Raw genomic sequence first — 14,737 nt, forward strand, 5'->3', positions numbered from 1 at the left:
AGGCGGTGCCATATTTGTTGCGGCAAAAAGTGCCGCAGCATGCTAAACCTTGCGCCTCAACCCGCCATGAGAAAAACCCGGTGAAAGCCGTCCGCCTGACGCTGATCTGCCATGCCCTGACCCAAGCCCAGAAGTCCGGGCGACTGCACCATGCCGAAGACGGCATTCTTCCACTGGGCCAACAGCCTTTCGCCGACCTTTCCGGTGTGCCGGTGCTGACTGCACCAGAGCGGCGAGCCTTCGAGACAGCGGCGTGGTTTTCGGGGCCGGTGCAGGTCGAGCCGGCATTGGCCGATTGCGACCTGGGGCGTTGGCAAGGGCTGACACTGAAGCAACTGCAGACCGAGCAATCGCAGGCGTTGACCGAATGGCTTCAGGACCCGGCCAGTGATGTTCACGGCGGCGAGTCGTTCGCCGTGCTTTGCCAGCGCATCGCCGCCTGGCTGGCGGCCTTCAACAGGCCTGGTGAATGGCTGGCAGTTACCCACCCGATGGTGATGCGCGCCGTGCTTGTACAAGTACTTGGCTGCCCGATGAGCGCCAGCCAGCGGGTCGACGTGTTGCCCCTGTCGCGCCTGGAGCTGAGCTTTACCGGGCAGTGGCGCCTGCGCCTGGGCTGAAGGTCAGAACGCCAGCTTGTAGCCGATCAGCAACAGCATCGCCGCCAGGCACGGGCGCAGCACGCGGTCGGAAATCCGCCCGGTGAGGTGGCTGCCCAGGTAGATGCCTGGCAGCGAGCCCAGCAGCAGGTAACCCAGCAGCGACCAGTCCATGTTGCCCATCCCCGCATGGCCCAGCCCTGCCACCAGGGTCAGCGGCACGGCGTGGGCGATTTCGGTACCGACCAGACGGCGGGTGACCAGGAACGGGTACAGCAGGAACAGCGCCACGGTACCCAGTGCGCCAGCGCCGATGGAAGTAAGGGTGACCATCACCCCCAGCACCACGCCGGTGAGCACGGTAAGGGTGTTCAGGCTGCGGTCGCTGAGGTGATAGTGGTCACCGGCATGGCGGCTGGCGAAGGCCTGCAGACGCGATTTGAACAGGATGGCCAGCGCGGTCAGGATCAGCACGACCGCCAGACCTTGCTTGATGACGGCGTTGAGCGCCGATGTGTCGGTGTGCAGGGTGCTGAGGAACCACAGGGTCAGCGCCGCGGCGGGCACGCTACCCAGGCTGAGCAGGCCGGTGATCTTCCAGTCGACGTTCTTGTTGCGCGCATGCACCCAGACGCCACTGGCCTTGGTGATGGCGGCATAGAGCAGGTCGGTACCGACGGCCGTTGCCGGGCTGATGCCGAACCACAACAGGATCGGGGTCATCAGCGAGCCGCCACCGACGCCGGTCATGCCGACGATGAAACCCACGACCAGGCCTGCAATGGTGAAACCGAAAGAACCTACATCCATACGCTACTCGACCGCCCAACTTTGCCCGTTATCGGATGCAGCCAGCATATAGATTTTTTTATAGCCAAATAGACTTGTTCGTTATTAGGTTATAACCAGGTGCTGCCTGCCAGGGCTCTATCAAGCCGGCTCCCACACCCACCGCATCAACCTCAAGGCCTGTGCCGTACCTGTGGGAGCTGGCTTGCCGGCGATAGGCCCTGGCAGGCAGCACCGGGTCAGCGATCAGTCATCACCACCATCACATGCGCATCTGCGCCATCGTCACTTTCCGACAGGTAGATATGTCCCACCTGGCTGTCGAAATACGCCGTCTCCTGCGGCCCGATGCTCACCGCTTCCCCGGTTTCGAACTCGATACGAACGCGCCCGCTCAGTACCAGCGCGAACTCTTGGCCCGGGTGGCGGATAAAATCGTCGAACTCGCCACGTTCACGGGCAATGATGCGAGCATAGGCGGGTGTCATGCGCCGTTCAGGGAAGTCGCCGGCAATCGGGTGATAGTCATAGGTGCCGGTCGAGTAGCCCGCCGCCGCTGGCAGTGAATCGACCACCACCGTCACCGGCACTGGTGAGGTTACCGTGCCGCTGGCGCGCAACAGCTGGGCAATGTCGACGTTCAGCGCCCGGGCGGCGGCGGCGAGTTTTTCGTAGCTGACCGAGACCTGCGCCAGCTCCATCTTTGACAAGGTGGACAGCGGGACGCCACTGGCTTCGGACAATTGCTTGAGTGTCATCTGGCGCGCCTTGCGCACCTGGCGCAGGCGCTGGCCGACCACGGCACGGTCCAGCAAGGGTAGGGCAGCGGGCATTCGGGGGTCTCGGCATGCGGCGTTGGTCGGGCATCTTACCTTGGACCCTTGCGTATTCGTAAATTCTCATATATTAGAATTCTCATATATGAAAATTCCCTGGCAGGAGCGTGCATGATCCCGATCTACGACACCCTCATCATCGGCGCGGGCATCGCTGGTGCATCCCTCGGTTATCGCTTGGCCGGCCGGCAGAAGGTGCTGCTGCTCGAGCGCGAGGCGCAGCCTGGCTACCATTCCACCGGGCGTTCGGCAGCCATGTTCATGGAGGCCTACGGCACTCCGCAGATACAGGCGCTGACCCGTGCCAGCCGGGCCTTCTACGAAGCACCACCGCAAGGGTTCTGCGAGCACCCGCTGCTGGAACCGCGCGGCTGCCTGTACGTCGCCAGCCTGGAACAGCGCACGCTGCTCGAGCAGACCCACGCACAGAACCTGGCCAACGGCACCAAAGTCAGCCTGCTCGACCGCGACGCAGCCCTGGCCCTGGTACCGAGCCTGCGTGCCGAGAACCTGGCCGGCGCGGTGCTTGAAGCGGGCGCAATGGACCTGGACGTACATGCCCTGCACCAGGGCTTCTTGCGCGGCTATCGCGCCGCTGGCGGTGAACTGCGCTGTAACGCCGAGCTGATCCAGGCCTGGTACCTGGATGACCTGTGGCAGGTGCAGCTGGGCGATGGCAGCCACGTACAGGCGCGCCAGCTGGTAAATGCCGCTGGCGCCTGGGCCGACCGAGTAGCCGAGCAGTGCGGGGTGGCGCGCATCGGCCTGCAACCCTGCCGGCGCAGTGCCTTTACCTTCCCCGGCCCGGCAGACCAGGACTTCGCCCGCTGGCCGGCGGTGATCGGCGTAGACGAAAGCTTCTACTTCAAGCCCGACGCCGGCCAGCTGTTGGGGTCGCCGGCCAATGCCGACCCGGTCGAACCCCAGGACGCCGTGCCCGAGGAGCTCGACGTGGCTTTGGGCATCTACAACATCGAAGCCATGACCACCCTGGAGATCCGCCGGCCGAGCCACACCTGGGCCGGGCTGCGCTCGTTCGTCGCCGACGGCGACCTGGTGATCGGTTTCGATGTGCGCGCGCCAGCGTTCTTCTGGCTGGCGGCACAAGGTGGCTATGGCATCCAGTCGGCTGCGGGCGCCTCGCGCCTGGCTGCCGACCTGCTGCTGGGCCTGCCCCTGTGTCCCGGCCTTGTCAGCCAAGGGGTGGTGCCCGAGCGCTTGTCCCCGGCCCGTTTCCAGCAACCCTGAAAGGAGCATCCCATGAGCAATGATATCCAGCGTTTCCCCAGCAGCCTGCCGTTCCCGTTCTCCCGAGCGGTGAAAGCCGGCGGCTTCCTGTTCCTCTCCGGCCAGGTGCCGATGAGTGCTGGCGGTGAAGTGGTGCGCGGCGACATCCAGACCCAGACCCGCGCCGCCTGCGAGCGTATCTCCGAAAGCCTGGCTGCCTGCGGCGCGCGTTTCGACCAGGTAGTCAAGGCCACGGTCTGGCTCTCGGACATGAGCCACTTCGCCGGCTTCAACGAGGTGTACAAGGAATTCTTCGGCGCAGCGCTACCGGTGCGCTCGACCGTGGCCTCGGCATTGGCGCTGGGGGTGGATGTGGAGATCGAAGTGCAGGCGTTCGTCGGCGACGCCTGAGCGCTTCTGTAGGAGCAGCCTTGCGCTGGGAAGAGGCCAGTAAAACCCATGCATTTGCAACAGTCATACCGGCCTCTTCGCAGCGCAAGGCTGCTCCTACAAAAAGTATGCGGTGGCAGTGAGACAACAACAATAAATCCAGAGGTTCACATGCAAGAGCAGCTGAAGATTGCCGGCGCGTTTGTCGGCGTGATCGTGGGGGCGGGGTTCGCTTCGGGGCGGGAACTGTTGTTGTTCTTTGTCGATTTCGGTGTGTGGGGGCTGGTCGGTGCGCTGGTCAGCGCAGCCTTGTTCACCTTCCTCGGCATGGCCCTGGCGGGGCTGGGCAATCGCCAGCAGGCCACTTCGCACAAGGATGTGATCCAGGCCATCTGCGGCCGTCACCTGGGCCTGTTCGTCGACTGGCTGATCACCTTTTTCATGTTTGCCGTCACCGTGGTCATGCTGGCCGGTGGTGGTGCCTTGCTGGAGCAGCAGTTCGGTATCCCGGCGCTGGCCGGCAGCGTGCTGGTGACGCTGGTTGTGGTGGGCATCGTGTGCCTGGATGTGCGCAGGGTGATCCTCGCCATTGGTGCCATCACGCCGTTGCTGATCCTGGTGGCCTCGGCGATTGCGTTGTACGCCGTGTTCAGCCGGGAACAGAGCTTCGCCCAACTCGACCAGCTGGCCAGCCAGCAACAGGCGGGCGCCCGTCACTGGCTGCTGGGGGCGTTCCTGTACGTGTCTTACAACATCGTTGCCGGCGCGCCGATCCTGGCCATCCTGGGTGGGTCGGCCAAGGGCGAGCGAACCGCTGTATGGGGTGGGCTGCTTGGTGGCGCCGCACTGGGTGGGCTGATGCTGGTGATGAGTGCCGGGCTGTTGTCGCGCCTGGACAGCGTGGCTGACCTGCCGATGCCGATGCTGTCGATTGCCAACGAAGTATCGCCACTGCTGGGGCTGGTGATGTGCCTGATTATTTTCGGCATGATCGTCAACACTGCGGTGGGTACGTTGTTCTCGTTTCTCTCGCGGCTGATGCCGGCGGGTACGGTGAGGTTTCGCTGGGGCTCGGTGGTGACCGGCGTGGCGGCGTTCGGATGCAGCCTGGTGGGGTTCATCAGCCTGGTGGGTGAGGTGTACCCGCTGTTCGGCTACCTGGGTTTCGTGCTGATGGCGGCGGTGCTGCTGGCCTGGGTCCGGCGGAGCAGAGTGGTTAAAGCGGCGGTGGCGTAGGGGGCTGCGCAGCAGCCCCCCTGGGCCATCAGATTCTGAAGCTGCCTACCAGCTGCTTCAGGCGCCCGGCCTGCTGGGCCAGTTGGTCACAATGGCGCAGGGTCTCGTTGAGGTTCTCCACCCCTTGCTGGTTCAGGGCGTTGATCTGGGTGATGTCCAGGTTGAGGCTCTCGACCACGGCGGTCTGTTCTTCGGTAGCAGTAGCCACCGACTGGTTCATGCCATCGATCTCGCCAATACGCTGGGTCACGCTGGCCAGGCGCTCGCCGGCCTGGTTGGCCACCTGCACGGTCTGCTCGCTGGAAACCTGGCTGGTGTTCATGGTGTGCACCGCTTCGCGCGAGCCTACCTGCAGGCTGGTGATCATGCGGTGGATTTCTTCCGCCGATTCCTGGGTGCGGTGCGCCAGGTTGCGTACCTCGTCGGCCACCACGGCAAAGCCACGGCCGGCCTCACCGGCACGGGCCGCTTCGATGGCGGCGTTCAGCGCCAGCAGGTTGGTCTGCTGCGAGATGCCCTTGATCACGTCGAGGATCTTGCCGATTTCGTCAGTGCTGGCGTTGAGCGTTTCGATTTGCGCGCAGGACTCGCTGATGCGCTGCGACAGGGCGGTCATGGCGCTGATCGCTTCTTCGACCACTTCACGGCCACCGTGGGCCTGCTCGCTGGCACCGCTGGCATGCTGCGAGGCATCGGCGGCGTTGCGGGCGATCTCCTGGGTGGCAGCACCCAGCTCGTTGATCGCTGCGGCCACGCTGTTGGTGCGCATGCTTTGCTCTTCGGAACCGATGATCGACGCATTGGAGGCATTGACCACCTTCTCCGACAGGTCGTGCACCAGGCGGGTTGCCGAGGACACTTCGCTGATCGAGGCATGAATGCGCTCGACGAAGCGGTTGAACGAAGTGGCCAGTTCGCCGAACTCGTCCTTGTTCTGCACGGTCAGGCGGCGGGTAAGGTCACCTTCGCCCTCGGCGATGTCGCGCATGGCGCGGCCCATGGTGGTCAGCGGGCTCATCAGTATCGGGATCAGCAGGCCGAGCAGGCCGGCGATGGCAGCCACCGCAATCAGCATCGCGATGATCGCCGAGGTGCGGAACTGGCTGAGCGCAGCGTAGGCCTTGTCCTTGTCGATCGACAGGCCGATGTACCACTGTGCCGAAGGCAGGCCGGCCACCGGGGCGAAGGAAATGATGCGGTCCTGGCCATTGAGGGTGACATCCTGCATGCCGGCGGCGACTCGCAGGTTGCTGCCGGGGTAGATGTCCTTGAGGTTCTTCATCACCTGGTCTTTGTCGGGGCTGACGATCACCTGGCCATTGCTGTCGGCCAGGAAGGCGTGGCCGATGCCGCCGAAATCGACTGAGTTGATGATCTCGACCAGGGTGTCGAGGGTGACGTCACCGCCGACCACGCCGATCAGCTCGCCATTGTTCTTGCTTTTCACTGGCGTGGCGATGGTTACCATCAGGCCGCCGACAGCCCCCTGGTACGGGGCAGTCAGCACGGTCTGCCCGGCGCTGGCCGCGGCGCCGTACCACGGGCGCTGACGTGGGTCGTAACCGGCGGGCATCTGCGCATTGGGGCGTTGGGTGAACGCACCGGTGGCCAGGCCCAGGTAAGTGAACAGGAAATTACGCGTATAGGATGGCTGCTCGATCAGTCCTTCCAGGGTATCGCCAGCGCCTTGCTGGGCGATGTCCTGGGCCAGGTTTTCCAGCACCAGGATGCGCCCGCTCATCCAGTTCTGCACACTACTGGCGGTCAGTGCGCCCGACTGCTGCACCGAAGCTTCGATGTTCTGGCGGATGGTATTGCGTTGCAGGTAGTCGTTGTAGAGCGTGAACAGGGCAAATGCCAGGACCACGACACCGCAGGCGCTGAGCAGGATCTTGTGGCGAAATTTCAGGTTCATGTTTCGAGACCTTGGGCCAATGAGGGGAGGGCGCAGCGCGCTCATGACGCATTGCGGAACCTATCGTTCGGGATATCGGCTCAAGGGTTAAAAGATTGAAGTGCTTACAGAATTTTCTTACGGTCATTTCGACGGACGGCATTCACTGGCTACACAACTGCTCGATCAACAGGCGTGCAGCCTGCTGCAACGGTTGTTGCTTGCGCCAGAAGATGTGTACCGGCAACTGCAGCTCGTTGCGGGTGTTGCGAAAATCCAGGCGCACCAGGCGCCCGCTGGCCAGCAGTGGCGCGACCCTCGACAGCGGCAAGTCGCCCCAGCCCAGGCCGGCCTCGACCATCTGCAGGGCGAGGTCGAAGCTGTCGGTTGACCAGTGCGTGGCGCCTATCAACGGGCGTGGGTCTGTCACCGGAAGGTCATGGCTACGCACCAGGATCTGGCGCACTCGGGTCAGGTCTTCGAGGTAGTGGATACGCCCCTCGCGCAAGGCCGGGTGAGCGGGGGACAGTGTGGCCACCAGCGATTCCATGCCGATGTGCTGGAAGCCGCGACGGGCATCGACCTGCAACCCGGCAAAAGCCACGCAGAGGTCGGCGCGGCCACTGTCCAGCAGGTGTACGGCCTCTTCCTGCGGGGCGCTGAGCAGGGCGATGTCCAGCAGCGGGTGCCGCTCACCCAGGTGAGCGATGGCCGCCAGCAGCGGGCGGTGGTCGATGTCCGGCACCACGGCCAGGGTCAGGCTGCTCTCCAGCCCCTGGGACAGTTCCAGGGCATGCACCTGCAGCAGCCCCAGTTGTTCGGCGATCAACCGGGCATGAGGTTCCAGCGCCTTGGCCTCGGCGGTGGGGCGGACTTCCCGTGGGCCGCGCTCGAACAGGGTGTAGCCCAGTTCGGCCTCGAGGTTGCCGATGGCCATGCTCACGGCCGAAGGCACCCGCTGCAGGGCCCGCGCAGCGGCGGAAAACGAACCGCGGTCGAGCACGGCGAGAAACAGCTGGATATTGTCGCTGGAAAAGTTCATGGCAGCCTCCTGTCAGAAGATCTGACAGCTGCTGACTTTTGCTGTCAAGAGCGATGAAGCATGATCGCGCCCCATCGCTTTGTCATTGGAGGTAATCCCGGGTGCAGGGACTCAAACGCAAACTCGTCTACGTGACTTTCTATGAACTGATCGGGCTGTGCATGTCGACCCTCGGGCTGGCCTACCTGTCGGACACCCAGGCATCGCATACCGGGCCTCTGGCGGTGATGATCACTACCATCGCCATGCTCTGGAACCTGATCTACAACACCCTGTTCGAGTGGTGGGAGAGCCGCCAGGCCACGCGCGGGCGCAACGTGGCACGGCGGGTGGCGCATGCCATCGGCTTCCAGCTGACCCTGGTGGTGTACCTGATCCCGCTGATTGCCTGGTGGCTGGACATGACATTGCTGGAGGCGTTGCTGGTGGACATGGCGTTCATCGTGCTGGTGCCGTGCTACACCTTTGCCTACAACTGGGCGTTCGACCGGATCTTTGGCTTGCCCAGCTCAGCCTTGGCAGCAGCCTGATTCAACCCGTTCCGGCCTCTTCGCAGCACAAGGCTGCTCCTACAGCGACCGCACAACCTTCAGGCGGGAGCGGTCCCTGTAGGAGCAGCCTTGTGCTGCGAAAAGGCCGACACAGTCAACCACTAAGGCGGCAGACGAATGATCAAAGGCTCCTCCTGCTGCTTCACCTGCTGCTCAACCGGTTGTTCCTCTGTCCTCGGTGCACTGGCCAGCAAGCTGTCCTCGACCTGCCCCGAAAGGTAGTACACCCCAGACATGGCCCCGCTCTGGCGGTTCTCCATCAGCTCCTGCCATTCCTGGTTCAGCGCCACGTTGAGGATCACCCGCAACTGCTCGACCATCTGCGGGTGTTCGCGGTCATGGGTCATGACCCCATAGCCGGCCGCCGCAATCGAAATCATCGCCCCCGCCACTTTGCCCACTGCTGACGCCACGGCACTGGCGATGCCGCGCGGGGCCAGGGTGGCGCCGAGCTTTTCGCTGGCCTGGTTGGCCACCGAGTTCAGCCCGACATCGGTCTTGCCCGGGCCTTTGCTGGCCTGCTGGTGCAGATGCTGGCGCATGGCTTGCCAGGCAGGTTGCTGGGCCAGCGACTTGGCCCGCAGCAGCTGGTAAAGGCTGGCATTGCGCGCATCCGGTGGCCCCAGGGCGATGGCGGGAATGCGGTTGAGGCGTTGGCTGAACTGCTCGGGGGGAGCGTTGTAGCGGCTGATGATGGCCGGCAGCTGCTGGCCGAGCAGTTGCAGGTACAGCTCGCTGGCGCGGTCGCGAATGCCTTCGGGGTTGATCTGCTCGGCCACCGGTTCGATCACCCGCTTGTGGTACTGCTCCTGCAGGTACAGCGCCAGGCGCTTTTCCGCCGGCTCCCGGCCTTCACCGCTGTCGATCTTGTACCAGGCCACCTTGAGGGTCAGCCACTGCTGGGTCCAGTAGCCGGTAAACCAAGGGATGAATTCGCTTTCGGTACGCTGCTGTACCTGTTCCTTCCACACCCGCATGGAACGGCGTGCATAGTCGTTGGCCGAGCTGCCGGCGCCGACCGAGGCTTCGATCAGCTCCTGGTCGATGCGTTGCCAGGTGGCGGGGGTGAGCACCACCGGTGGCGGCGGGACAGGTGGGGGCTTGCCTGCGCAGCCGGCCAGGGCCAGCAGCAGGCACAGCAGCAGGAGGACTCGAGTGCTCACGCAACCGCCTCCCTGATAGAGGCTGGGGTGGTTCTCGGAGTATAGGGTGGGGTTGAGAGAGCTGCCGTGCAGCCCATCGACGCGGTTCGTCGCCACGACAAGCCAGCTCCCACAGGGGCCGCGATGACCTCAAGAACAGCGCGAAACCAGTGGGAGCTGGCTTGCCGGCGATGGGGCGCGCAGCGTCCCCATTTACTCCAGGTCGAGCTTTTCTTCCAGGCGGTCGAGGTGCTTGTGCATCAGCCCCAGCGCCGCCTCGGCATCGCCATGCTCCACGGCATCGATGATCGCCGCATGTTCCTCCCACGCGCAGTGGTCGCAGCAAGGCGACTCGTAACGGGCGATGATCAGCGAGGTCATCGGCACCAGGCCATTGAGAAACCGCGCCAGTGGCGCATTGGCAGCCACCTGCGCCAGTTTCAGGTGAAACTCGCCGCCCAGGCGGATCGCCGCACAACGCTCGCCGTTTTCATGGTGCTGGCGCTCGCGCGCCACCAGTTGCCGCAGCTGGCGAATCTGTACCGGCCGGGCGCGTTGCGCGGCCAGGGTGATCAGCGTGGTTTCGGCCAGACGCCGGGCGCTGAGCACCTGGCGTGCCTGCTCCGGGTCGGGCACGGCCAGATGCGCAGTGTGGCTGGGGCGTTGCACCACCACCTGCTGGTCGGACAGGCGCCCGAGCACACGGCGGATCACTGTACGGCTGACACCAAAGGCATGGCCCAGCGCCTGTTCGGGCAACAGGCTGCCAGGTGGCAAGCGCTGTTCGAGGATGGCATCGAACAGCCGCGGGTAGATCTGCTCGGCCGACAGGCGGGTTTCGCCGGCCGCGAGCAGGGCCGGCAAGTGAGGGGCGGCGTTCATGGTCGCTCTCCTGGGGTCATGGATGCGGGTGTTCGTCCGGGATGTTCAACGGGATGCCCATGCGCAACCCTTCGGCCAGGATGTGCTGACGCATCTGGGCACTGGCCTGGGCGCTGCTGCGCTCACGTATGGCGCGCACCACCGCTTCGTTTTCCTTCAGCCGCGCGGCCAGGTGCTCTGGCGAATTGCGCAGCATGTCAGCGCTTTGCTTGAGGGCATTGCCGGTCTGTTGCACCACGCTCTGGAAGATCGGGTTGGTGGTCAGGGCGAACAGCGCTTCATGAAAGGCGATGTAGGCCCTGACGCCGGCTTCGCTGTCATCGGCCTCCAGCGCTTCACGCATGTCCATCAGGGTCAGGCGCAGTTGGCCGATGTCCTGACTGTTGGCCGACTGCGCCACCAGGCCGACGATGAAAGGCTCAAGGGTGTAGCGCAGCTCCAGCACGTCGGCCAGGCTGGCTGCGGCGCTGGTGTCCAGGCCCGGTTCCTGGGTGGCGGCATCGACATCCAGTACCAGCACACCCTTGCCTGGCAGCGAACGCACCAGGCCCAGGGTTTCCAGCACGGTCACCGCTTCGCGCAGGCTGGGGCGGCTGATGCCCAGTTGTTCGGCCAGTTCGCGCTGGCCTGGCAGCATGTCGCCGGTGCGCCATTGGCCTCGGGCCAGGGCCTGGCGCAGTTTTTCCACCACTGAGTTGACGACGGTAGATGAGCTGATCACGGTTCGCTCCTGGAAGGGCCGGCGTCAGTGCCGGCCACGTTCCCTCAGAATTCCTGTTGATGGGGGTTGGGCTGCTTGCGTGGCATGGGGGCGAAACCGGGCTTGCCGTCGAGCACGTTGTGCGCGCGTTCCAGGTCGATGTCCTTCTCCCAGCGGGCGATGGCCACGGTGGCCACGCAGTTGCCGATCAGGTTGGTCAGCGCCCGGCCGATGCCCATGAACCAGTCCACCGCCAGTACCAGTACCAGGCCGACCACCGGGATCGCCGGCACGGCGGTCAGGGTAGCGGCAAGGATCACCAGCGCCGAGCCTGGGATGCCGTGAGCGCCCTTGGAAGTCACCAGCGATACCAGCAGGATGGTCAGCAGGTCGGTCATTGCCAGTGGCGTGCCGGTGGCGTTGGCAATGAACACGATGGCCAGGGTCAGGTAGATGGAGAAGCCATCGAGGTTGAACGAATAACCGGTGGGGATCACCAGGCCGACGGTGGAGCTGCCGATGCCCAGGTGCTCGAGCTTGCGCATGATCTGTGGCAGTACGGCGTCGGACGAGGCGGTGCCCAGCACGATGGTCAGTTCTTCACGCAGGTACTTGATCAGCGGCAGCAGCTTCAGCCCCGACAGGCGCATGACCGTGCCCAGCACGATCAGTACAAAGCCGGCACAGGTCAGGTAGAACAGCGCCACCAACCCGCCCAGGTGCTGCAGCGATTCCAGGCCGTACTTGCTGGTGGTGAAGGCGATGGCGCCGAACACGCCGATCGGTGCCAGGCGCACGATCATGCCCATGATGCGGAAGATCACGTGGCTCAGTTCGTTGATCAGCCGCGAGATGCCGGCTGCCGAGTCACCCACCAGGTTCAGCGCGCTGCCGAACAGTACCGAGAACAGCAGTACCTGGAGGATGTTGTTGTCGGCAAAGGCGCCGATCACCGAGGTGGGGATCAGGTCCATGAAGAACGCCGTGGCACCGTGGATGTGCTGGCCGCGCTCGGCCAGGCTGCTGGCGTCGGCGCTGGACAGTTGGTCCAGGTGGATGTTGGCGCCGCTGCCGATGCCGCTGGTGAAGGCGAACACCAGGCCGATCACCAGCGCCAGGGTGGTCAGTACCTCGAAGTAGATCACCGACTTCAGGCCGATGCGCCCGACCTTTTTCAGGTCACCGGCGCCCGAGATACCGCTGACCACCACGCAGAACACGATCAGGCCGATGAGCATCTTGATCAGCTTGATGAAGCCGTCGCCAAGGGGTTTGAGTTGCAGGGAAAGGTCGGGGAAGCTGAGACCGCAGGCGATGCCGAGGGCAAGGCCGAGCACGACTTGAAGGAAGATCGAACGCGAGCACCATTTGAGCATGGGAGGGATCTCTGATCGGTGTCCTTGCTTCGGTAGCCGCACGGGGCGAAAGAGCGCAGGACTTAATTATTGTGGTCTTACCGGTTTGTTCAGCGCGAAGCCATGAAAGCGCGAAAAATCCGACATTGCAAGGATTTTTGGCCTTACCGGTCTGACCAGTTGTGGGGCAATCCAGCGTATCTGGCTCTAATTCGGTGCATCTGGTTGGGTGGAGCCGCAGTGCGGTCGTTTACAGGTGAATCGCAGCGGCGAACCGCGTGCGCACATGAATCAGATCAGGCTTTGGCCAGTGCCTAGGGCACCTTTGCAATCAGCTTGCCAATCGCCATGCCAACTTCGATATTTTCGATAACGCCATGATTCGTAAGGTTTATTTGCATTCCTTGGCTGACCTCGTAGAATCCGCGCCCGACCGGGAAGTCACCAAAGGGTCGATTGCAGGGGATTCATCCTGATAATCGCCTCGCAAGCAGGCTCCCGGCGTTTGAATGAATGGAGTCTCATAGTGCGTCTCAACCTTCCGGTTACCCCGGTCGAGCAACGTTTTCCCCCCGATCAGCGATTGATTTCCGCTACCGACACCACCAGCCTGATCACCTACTGCAACCCCGAATTCGCCGCCATCAGCGGTTACAGCGAGGCGGAGCTGATCGGCAGCCCGCACAACCTGGTACGCCACCCGGACATGCCGCCGGCGGTGTACCAGTTGATGTGGAGTTACCTGAAGGCCGGCAAGAGCTGGATGGGCATCGTCAAGAACCGCTGCCGCAACGGCGATTACTATTGGGTCAACGCCTACGTCACGCCTATTCTCGAAGCCGGGCGGGTGGTGGGCTATGAATCGGTACGGGTGTGCCCGACGCGTGAGCAGGTGGCCCGTGCCGAGGCCCTGTATGCACGCATGCGCAACGGTCAGGCTGTGTTGCCCTGGTCACGGCGCGCGACCATGCTGGCGCGTGACCTGGCCGTACCGCTCGTGGGCGGGGGGCTGGCTTTGGGGGCCAACAAACTGTGGCCCGGCCTGGTCGCGCAGGGGCTGACCCTGGGGCTGTTCCTGGCCTATGGCCTGTTGGCACGCAATGCCGTTGGGCGGCAGATGGAGCGCGTAGTGCAGGGCGCAGGCGGCACCTTCGCCGACCCGATCGCCGCCTTGACCTACAGCGACCTGCCCGGTGCTGGCGGACAACTGCAATTGATGCTGATCAGCGAGGAGGCGCGGCTGAAAACCGCGCTGACCCGGTTAAGTGACCTGGCGGCCCAGATGGCCGTGGCTGCACATGATGCCGGTGCGTTGTCGCGCAGCACCGAGGCGGCATTGCTGGAGCAGCGTGCGGAAACCGACCTGAGCGCCACTGCCATGAACCAGATGGCCGCTTCCATCGGTGAGGTTGCCAACCATGTGCAACTGACTGCTGCCGAAGCCCACACTGCGCACCTGCTGGCCGAGCAGGGCAGCCTGGTGGCCGACGCCAGCGGAACTGCAATCCGCACCTTGGCCGGTACCGTGGCCCAGATCAACCAGGCGGTCAGCCACCTGGCTGGTCAGACCGGTGCTATCGCCGAAGCCACCGGGATGATCCGCGGCATCGCCGAGCAGACCAACCTGCTGGCGCTAAATGCCGCCATCGAGGCGGCCCGTGCCGGTGAGCAAGGCCGTGGCTTTGCCGTGGTCGCCGATGAAGTGCGGGCACTGGCCGACAAGACCCGGCAGTCGACACTGCACATCCAGGCTATCATCGATGCTCTGCGCAGTGGCGCAGAAGAGGCCGTGGCGATTGCCAGCCAGGGCATCGACGGTGCCGAGCAGGGCGTTGCCCAGGTGCAGGAAGCGCGGCAGGCGTTGCATGGCATTCGTGATGCGGTGCAGCGCATCAGTGACATGAGCCAGCAGATGGCTACGGCTTCGCAGCAGCAGTCAGCCGTCGCCGAAGACGTCTCGAGGCAGATCAATGGTGTGGCCGGCATAGCCCAGCACAGCGCACACAGCGCCAACGCCGCAGCCTCTCGCGGCGCCGAACTGGAAGAGGTGTGCGCCGGACTGCGTGCCCTTGTGGAGCGCTTCAACCGTTAAGG

At 64.0% G+C, this 14,737-nt stretch carries 14 protein-coding genes and 2 pseudogenes; 7 read left to right on the forward strand and 9 right to left on the reverse strand.

Annotated features, from left to right (window positions below):
- The first annotated feature begins 80 nt into the window (after positions 1–80).
- Positions 81–620, forward strand: coding sequence for a histidine phosphatase family protein (locus tag GEV38_RS10095; protein WP_015269672.1), 540 nt, complete (start codon positions 81–83; stop codon positions 618–620).
- Positions 621–623: 3 nt separating this feature from the next.
- Here GEV38_RS10095 and GEV38_RS10100 read toward each other — a convergent pair whose 3' ends face one another.
- Both GEV38_RS10100 and GEV38_RS10105 read right to left on the reverse strand, forming a co-directional pair.
- Positions 624–1,409 (reverse strand): sulfite exporter TauE/SafE family protein, encoded by a 786-nt coding sequence (locus GEV38_RS10100; protein WP_013971855.1) that lies wholly within the window; start codon positions 1,407–1,409, stop codon positions 624–626.
- A 218-nt stretch (positions 1,410–1,627) separates the two neighbouring features.
- Positions 1,628–2,221 (reverse strand): helix-turn-helix domain-containing protein, encoded by a 594-nt coding sequence (locus GEV38_RS10105; RefSeq protein ID WP_054572830.1) that lies wholly within the window; start codon positions 2,219–2,221, stop codon positions 1,628–1,630.
- Positions 2,222–2,335: 114 nt separating this feature from the next.
- Here GEV38_RS10105 and GEV38_RS10110 point away from each other — a divergent pair, with 114 nt between their 5' ends.
- The 3 genes from GEV38_RS10110 to GEV38_RS10120 all read left to right on the forward strand — a co-directional run bounded on the left by GEV38_RS10110 (position 2,336) and on the right by GEV38_RS10120 (position 5,077).
- Complete coding sequence (locus GEV38_RS10110; protein ID WP_015269674.1) at positions 2,336–3,472, forward strand: FAD-binding oxidoreductase; 1,137 nt, start codon at positions 2,336–2,338, stop codon at positions 3,470–3,472.
- Positions 3,473–3,484: 12 nt separating this feature from the next.
- On the forward strand, positions 3,485–3,862 hold the full coding sequence (locus tag GEV38_RS10115) for a RidA family protein (RefSeq protein WP_015269675.1): 378 nt from the start codon (positions 3,485–3,487) through the stop codon (positions 3,860–3,862).
- A 150-nt stretch (positions 3,863–4,012) separates the two neighbouring features.
- Positions 4,013–5,077, forward strand: coding sequence for a hypothetical protein (locus tag GEV38_RS10120; protein WP_054572831.1), 1,065 nt, complete (start codon positions 4,013–4,015; stop codon positions 5,075–5,077).
- A gap of 28 nt (positions 5,078–5,105) precedes the next feature.
- Here the strand turns inward: GEV38_RS10120 and GEV38_RS28015 are convergent, their stop codons facing one another.
- From GEV38_RS28015 to GEV38_RS10130, 3 genes and pseudogenes are all read right to left on the reverse strand, one after another.
- Positions 5,106–5,846, reverse strand: coding sequence for a methyl-accepting chemotaxis protein (locus tag GEV38_RS28015; protein WP_370290711.1), 741 nt, complete (start codon positions 5,844–5,846; stop codon positions 5,106–5,108).
- Positions 5,847–5,960: 114 nt separating this feature from the next.
- Positions 5,961–7,037, reverse strand: a pseudogene (mcpA, locus tag GEV38_RS28020) (methyl-accepting chemotaxis protein McpA); the annotation flags it as partial.
- Between the two features lie 97 nt (positions 7,038–7,134).
- Positions 7,135–8,013: a LysR family transcriptional regulator gene (locus GEV38_RS10130; protein WP_023661323.1), complete on the reverse strand. Its 879-nt coding sequence runs from the start codon at positions 8,011–8,013 to the stop codon at positions 7,135–7,137.
- A gap of 101 nt (positions 8,014–8,114) precedes the next feature.
- Here GEV38_RS10130 and GEV38_RS10135 point away from each other — a divergent pair, with 101 nt between their 5' ends.
- Positions 8,115–8,543, forward strand: coding sequence for a PACE efflux transporter (locus tag GEV38_RS10135; RefSeq protein WP_054572833.1), 429 nt, complete (start codon positions 8,115–8,117; stop codon positions 8,541–8,543).
- 122 nt (positions 8,544–8,665) lie between these two features.
- Here the strand turns inward: GEV38_RS10135 and GEV38_RS10140 are convergent, their stop codons facing one another.
- The 4 genes from GEV38_RS10140 to GEV38_RS10155 all read right to left on the reverse strand — a co-directional run bounded on the left by GEV38_RS10140 (position 8,666) and on the right by GEV38_RS10155 (position 12,664).
- Positions 8,666–9,727: a hypothetical protein gene (locus GEV38_RS10140; RefSeq protein ID WP_054572834.1), complete on the reverse strand. Its 1,062-nt coding sequence runs from the start codon at positions 9,725–9,727 to the stop codon at positions 8,666–8,668.
- Positions 9,728–9,919: 192 nt separating this feature from the next.
- Positions 9,920–10,588, reverse strand: a complete 669-nt coding sequence (locus GEV38_RS10145) for a GntR family transcriptional regulator (protein ID WP_015269681.1) — start codon at positions 10,586–10,588, stop codon at positions 9,920–9,922.
- A 16-nt stretch (positions 10,589–10,604) separates the two neighbouring features.
- The gene (locus GEV38_RS10150; protein ID WP_015269682.1) at positions 10,605–11,309 is read right to left on the reverse strand and encodes a FadR/GntR family transcriptional regulator; all 705 of its coding nucleotides are present in this window, start codon (positions 11,307–11,309) and stop codon (positions 10,605–10,607) included.
- A 44-nt stretch (positions 11,310–11,353) separates the two neighbouring features.
- Positions 11,354–12,664 carry a C4-dicarboxylate transporter DctA gene (locus tag GEV38_RS10155; protein ID WP_054572835.1) on the reverse strand — a complete coding sequence of 437 codons (1,311 nt, stop codon included), beginning with the start codon at positions 12,662–12,664 and terminating at the stop codon, positions 11,354–11,356.
- Positions 12,665–13,169: 505 nt separating this feature from the next.
- On the opposite strand from GEV38_RS10155, the pseudogene GEV38_RS28025 reads away from it, so the two are divergent.
- Positions 13,170–13,451 (forward strand): annotated as a pseudogene (locus tag GEV38_RS28025) (PAS domain-containing protein); the annotation flags it as partial.
- Between the two features lie 159 nt (positions 13,452–13,610).
- On the forward strand, positions 13,611–14,735 hold the full coding sequence (locus GEV38_RS10160; protein ID WP_371034806.1) for a methyl-accepting chemotaxis protein: 1,125 nt from the start codon (positions 13,611–13,613) through the stop codon (positions 14,733–14,735).
- Positions 14,736–14,737 lie beyond the last annotated feature (2 nt).

The organism is Pseudomonas sp. 13159349, from assembly GCF_013305685.1.
In the GTDB taxonomy this organism is placed as follows: Bacteria; Pseudomonadota; Gammaproteobacteria; order Pseudomonadales; family Pseudomonadaceae; genus Aquipseudomonas; species Aquipseudomonas asiatica.

Coding starts and splice junctions, on each gene's coding strand:
- GEV38_RS28015 (WP_370290711.1), bottom strand. CDS start 5,846: ATGCGCACCAACAGCGTGGCCGCAGCGATCAACGAGCTGGGTGCTGCC.
- GEV38_RS10120 (WP_054572831.1), top strand. CDS start 4,013: ATGCAAGAGCAGCTGAAGATTGCCGGCGCGTTTGTCGGCGTGATCGTG.
- GEV38_RS10160 (WP_371034806.1), top strand. CDS start 13,611: ATGCTGGCGCGTGACCTGGCCGTACCGCTCGTGGGCGGGGGGCTGGCT.
- GEV38_RS10105 (WP_054572830.1), bottom strand. CDS start 2,221: ATGCCCGCTGCCCTACCCTTGCTGGACCGTGCCGTGGTCGGCCAGCGC.
- GEV38_RS10155 (WP_054572835.1), bottom strand. CDS start 12,664: ATGCTCAAATGGTGCTCGCGTTCGATCTTCCTTCAAGTCGTGCTCGGC.
- GEV38_RS10145 (WP_015269681.1), bottom strand. CDS start 10,588: ATGAACGCCGCCCCTCACTTGCCGGCCCTGCTCGCGGCCGGCGAAACC.
- GEV38_RS10110 (WP_015269674.1), top strand. CDS start 2,336: ATGATCCCGATCTACGACACCCTCATCATCGGCGCGGGCATCGCTGGT.
- GEV38_RS10115 (WP_015269675.1), top strand. CDS start 3,485: ATGAGCAATGATATCCAGCGTTTCCCCAGCAGCCTGCCGTTCCCGTTC.
- GEV38_RS10100 (WP_013971855.1), bottom strand. CDS start 1,409: ATGGATGTAGGTTCTTTCGGTTTCACCATTGCAGGCCTGGTCGTGGGT.
- GEV38_RS10130 (WP_023661323.1), bottom strand. CDS start 8,013: ATGAACTTTTCCAGCGACAATATCCAGCTGTTTCTCGCCGTGCTCGAC.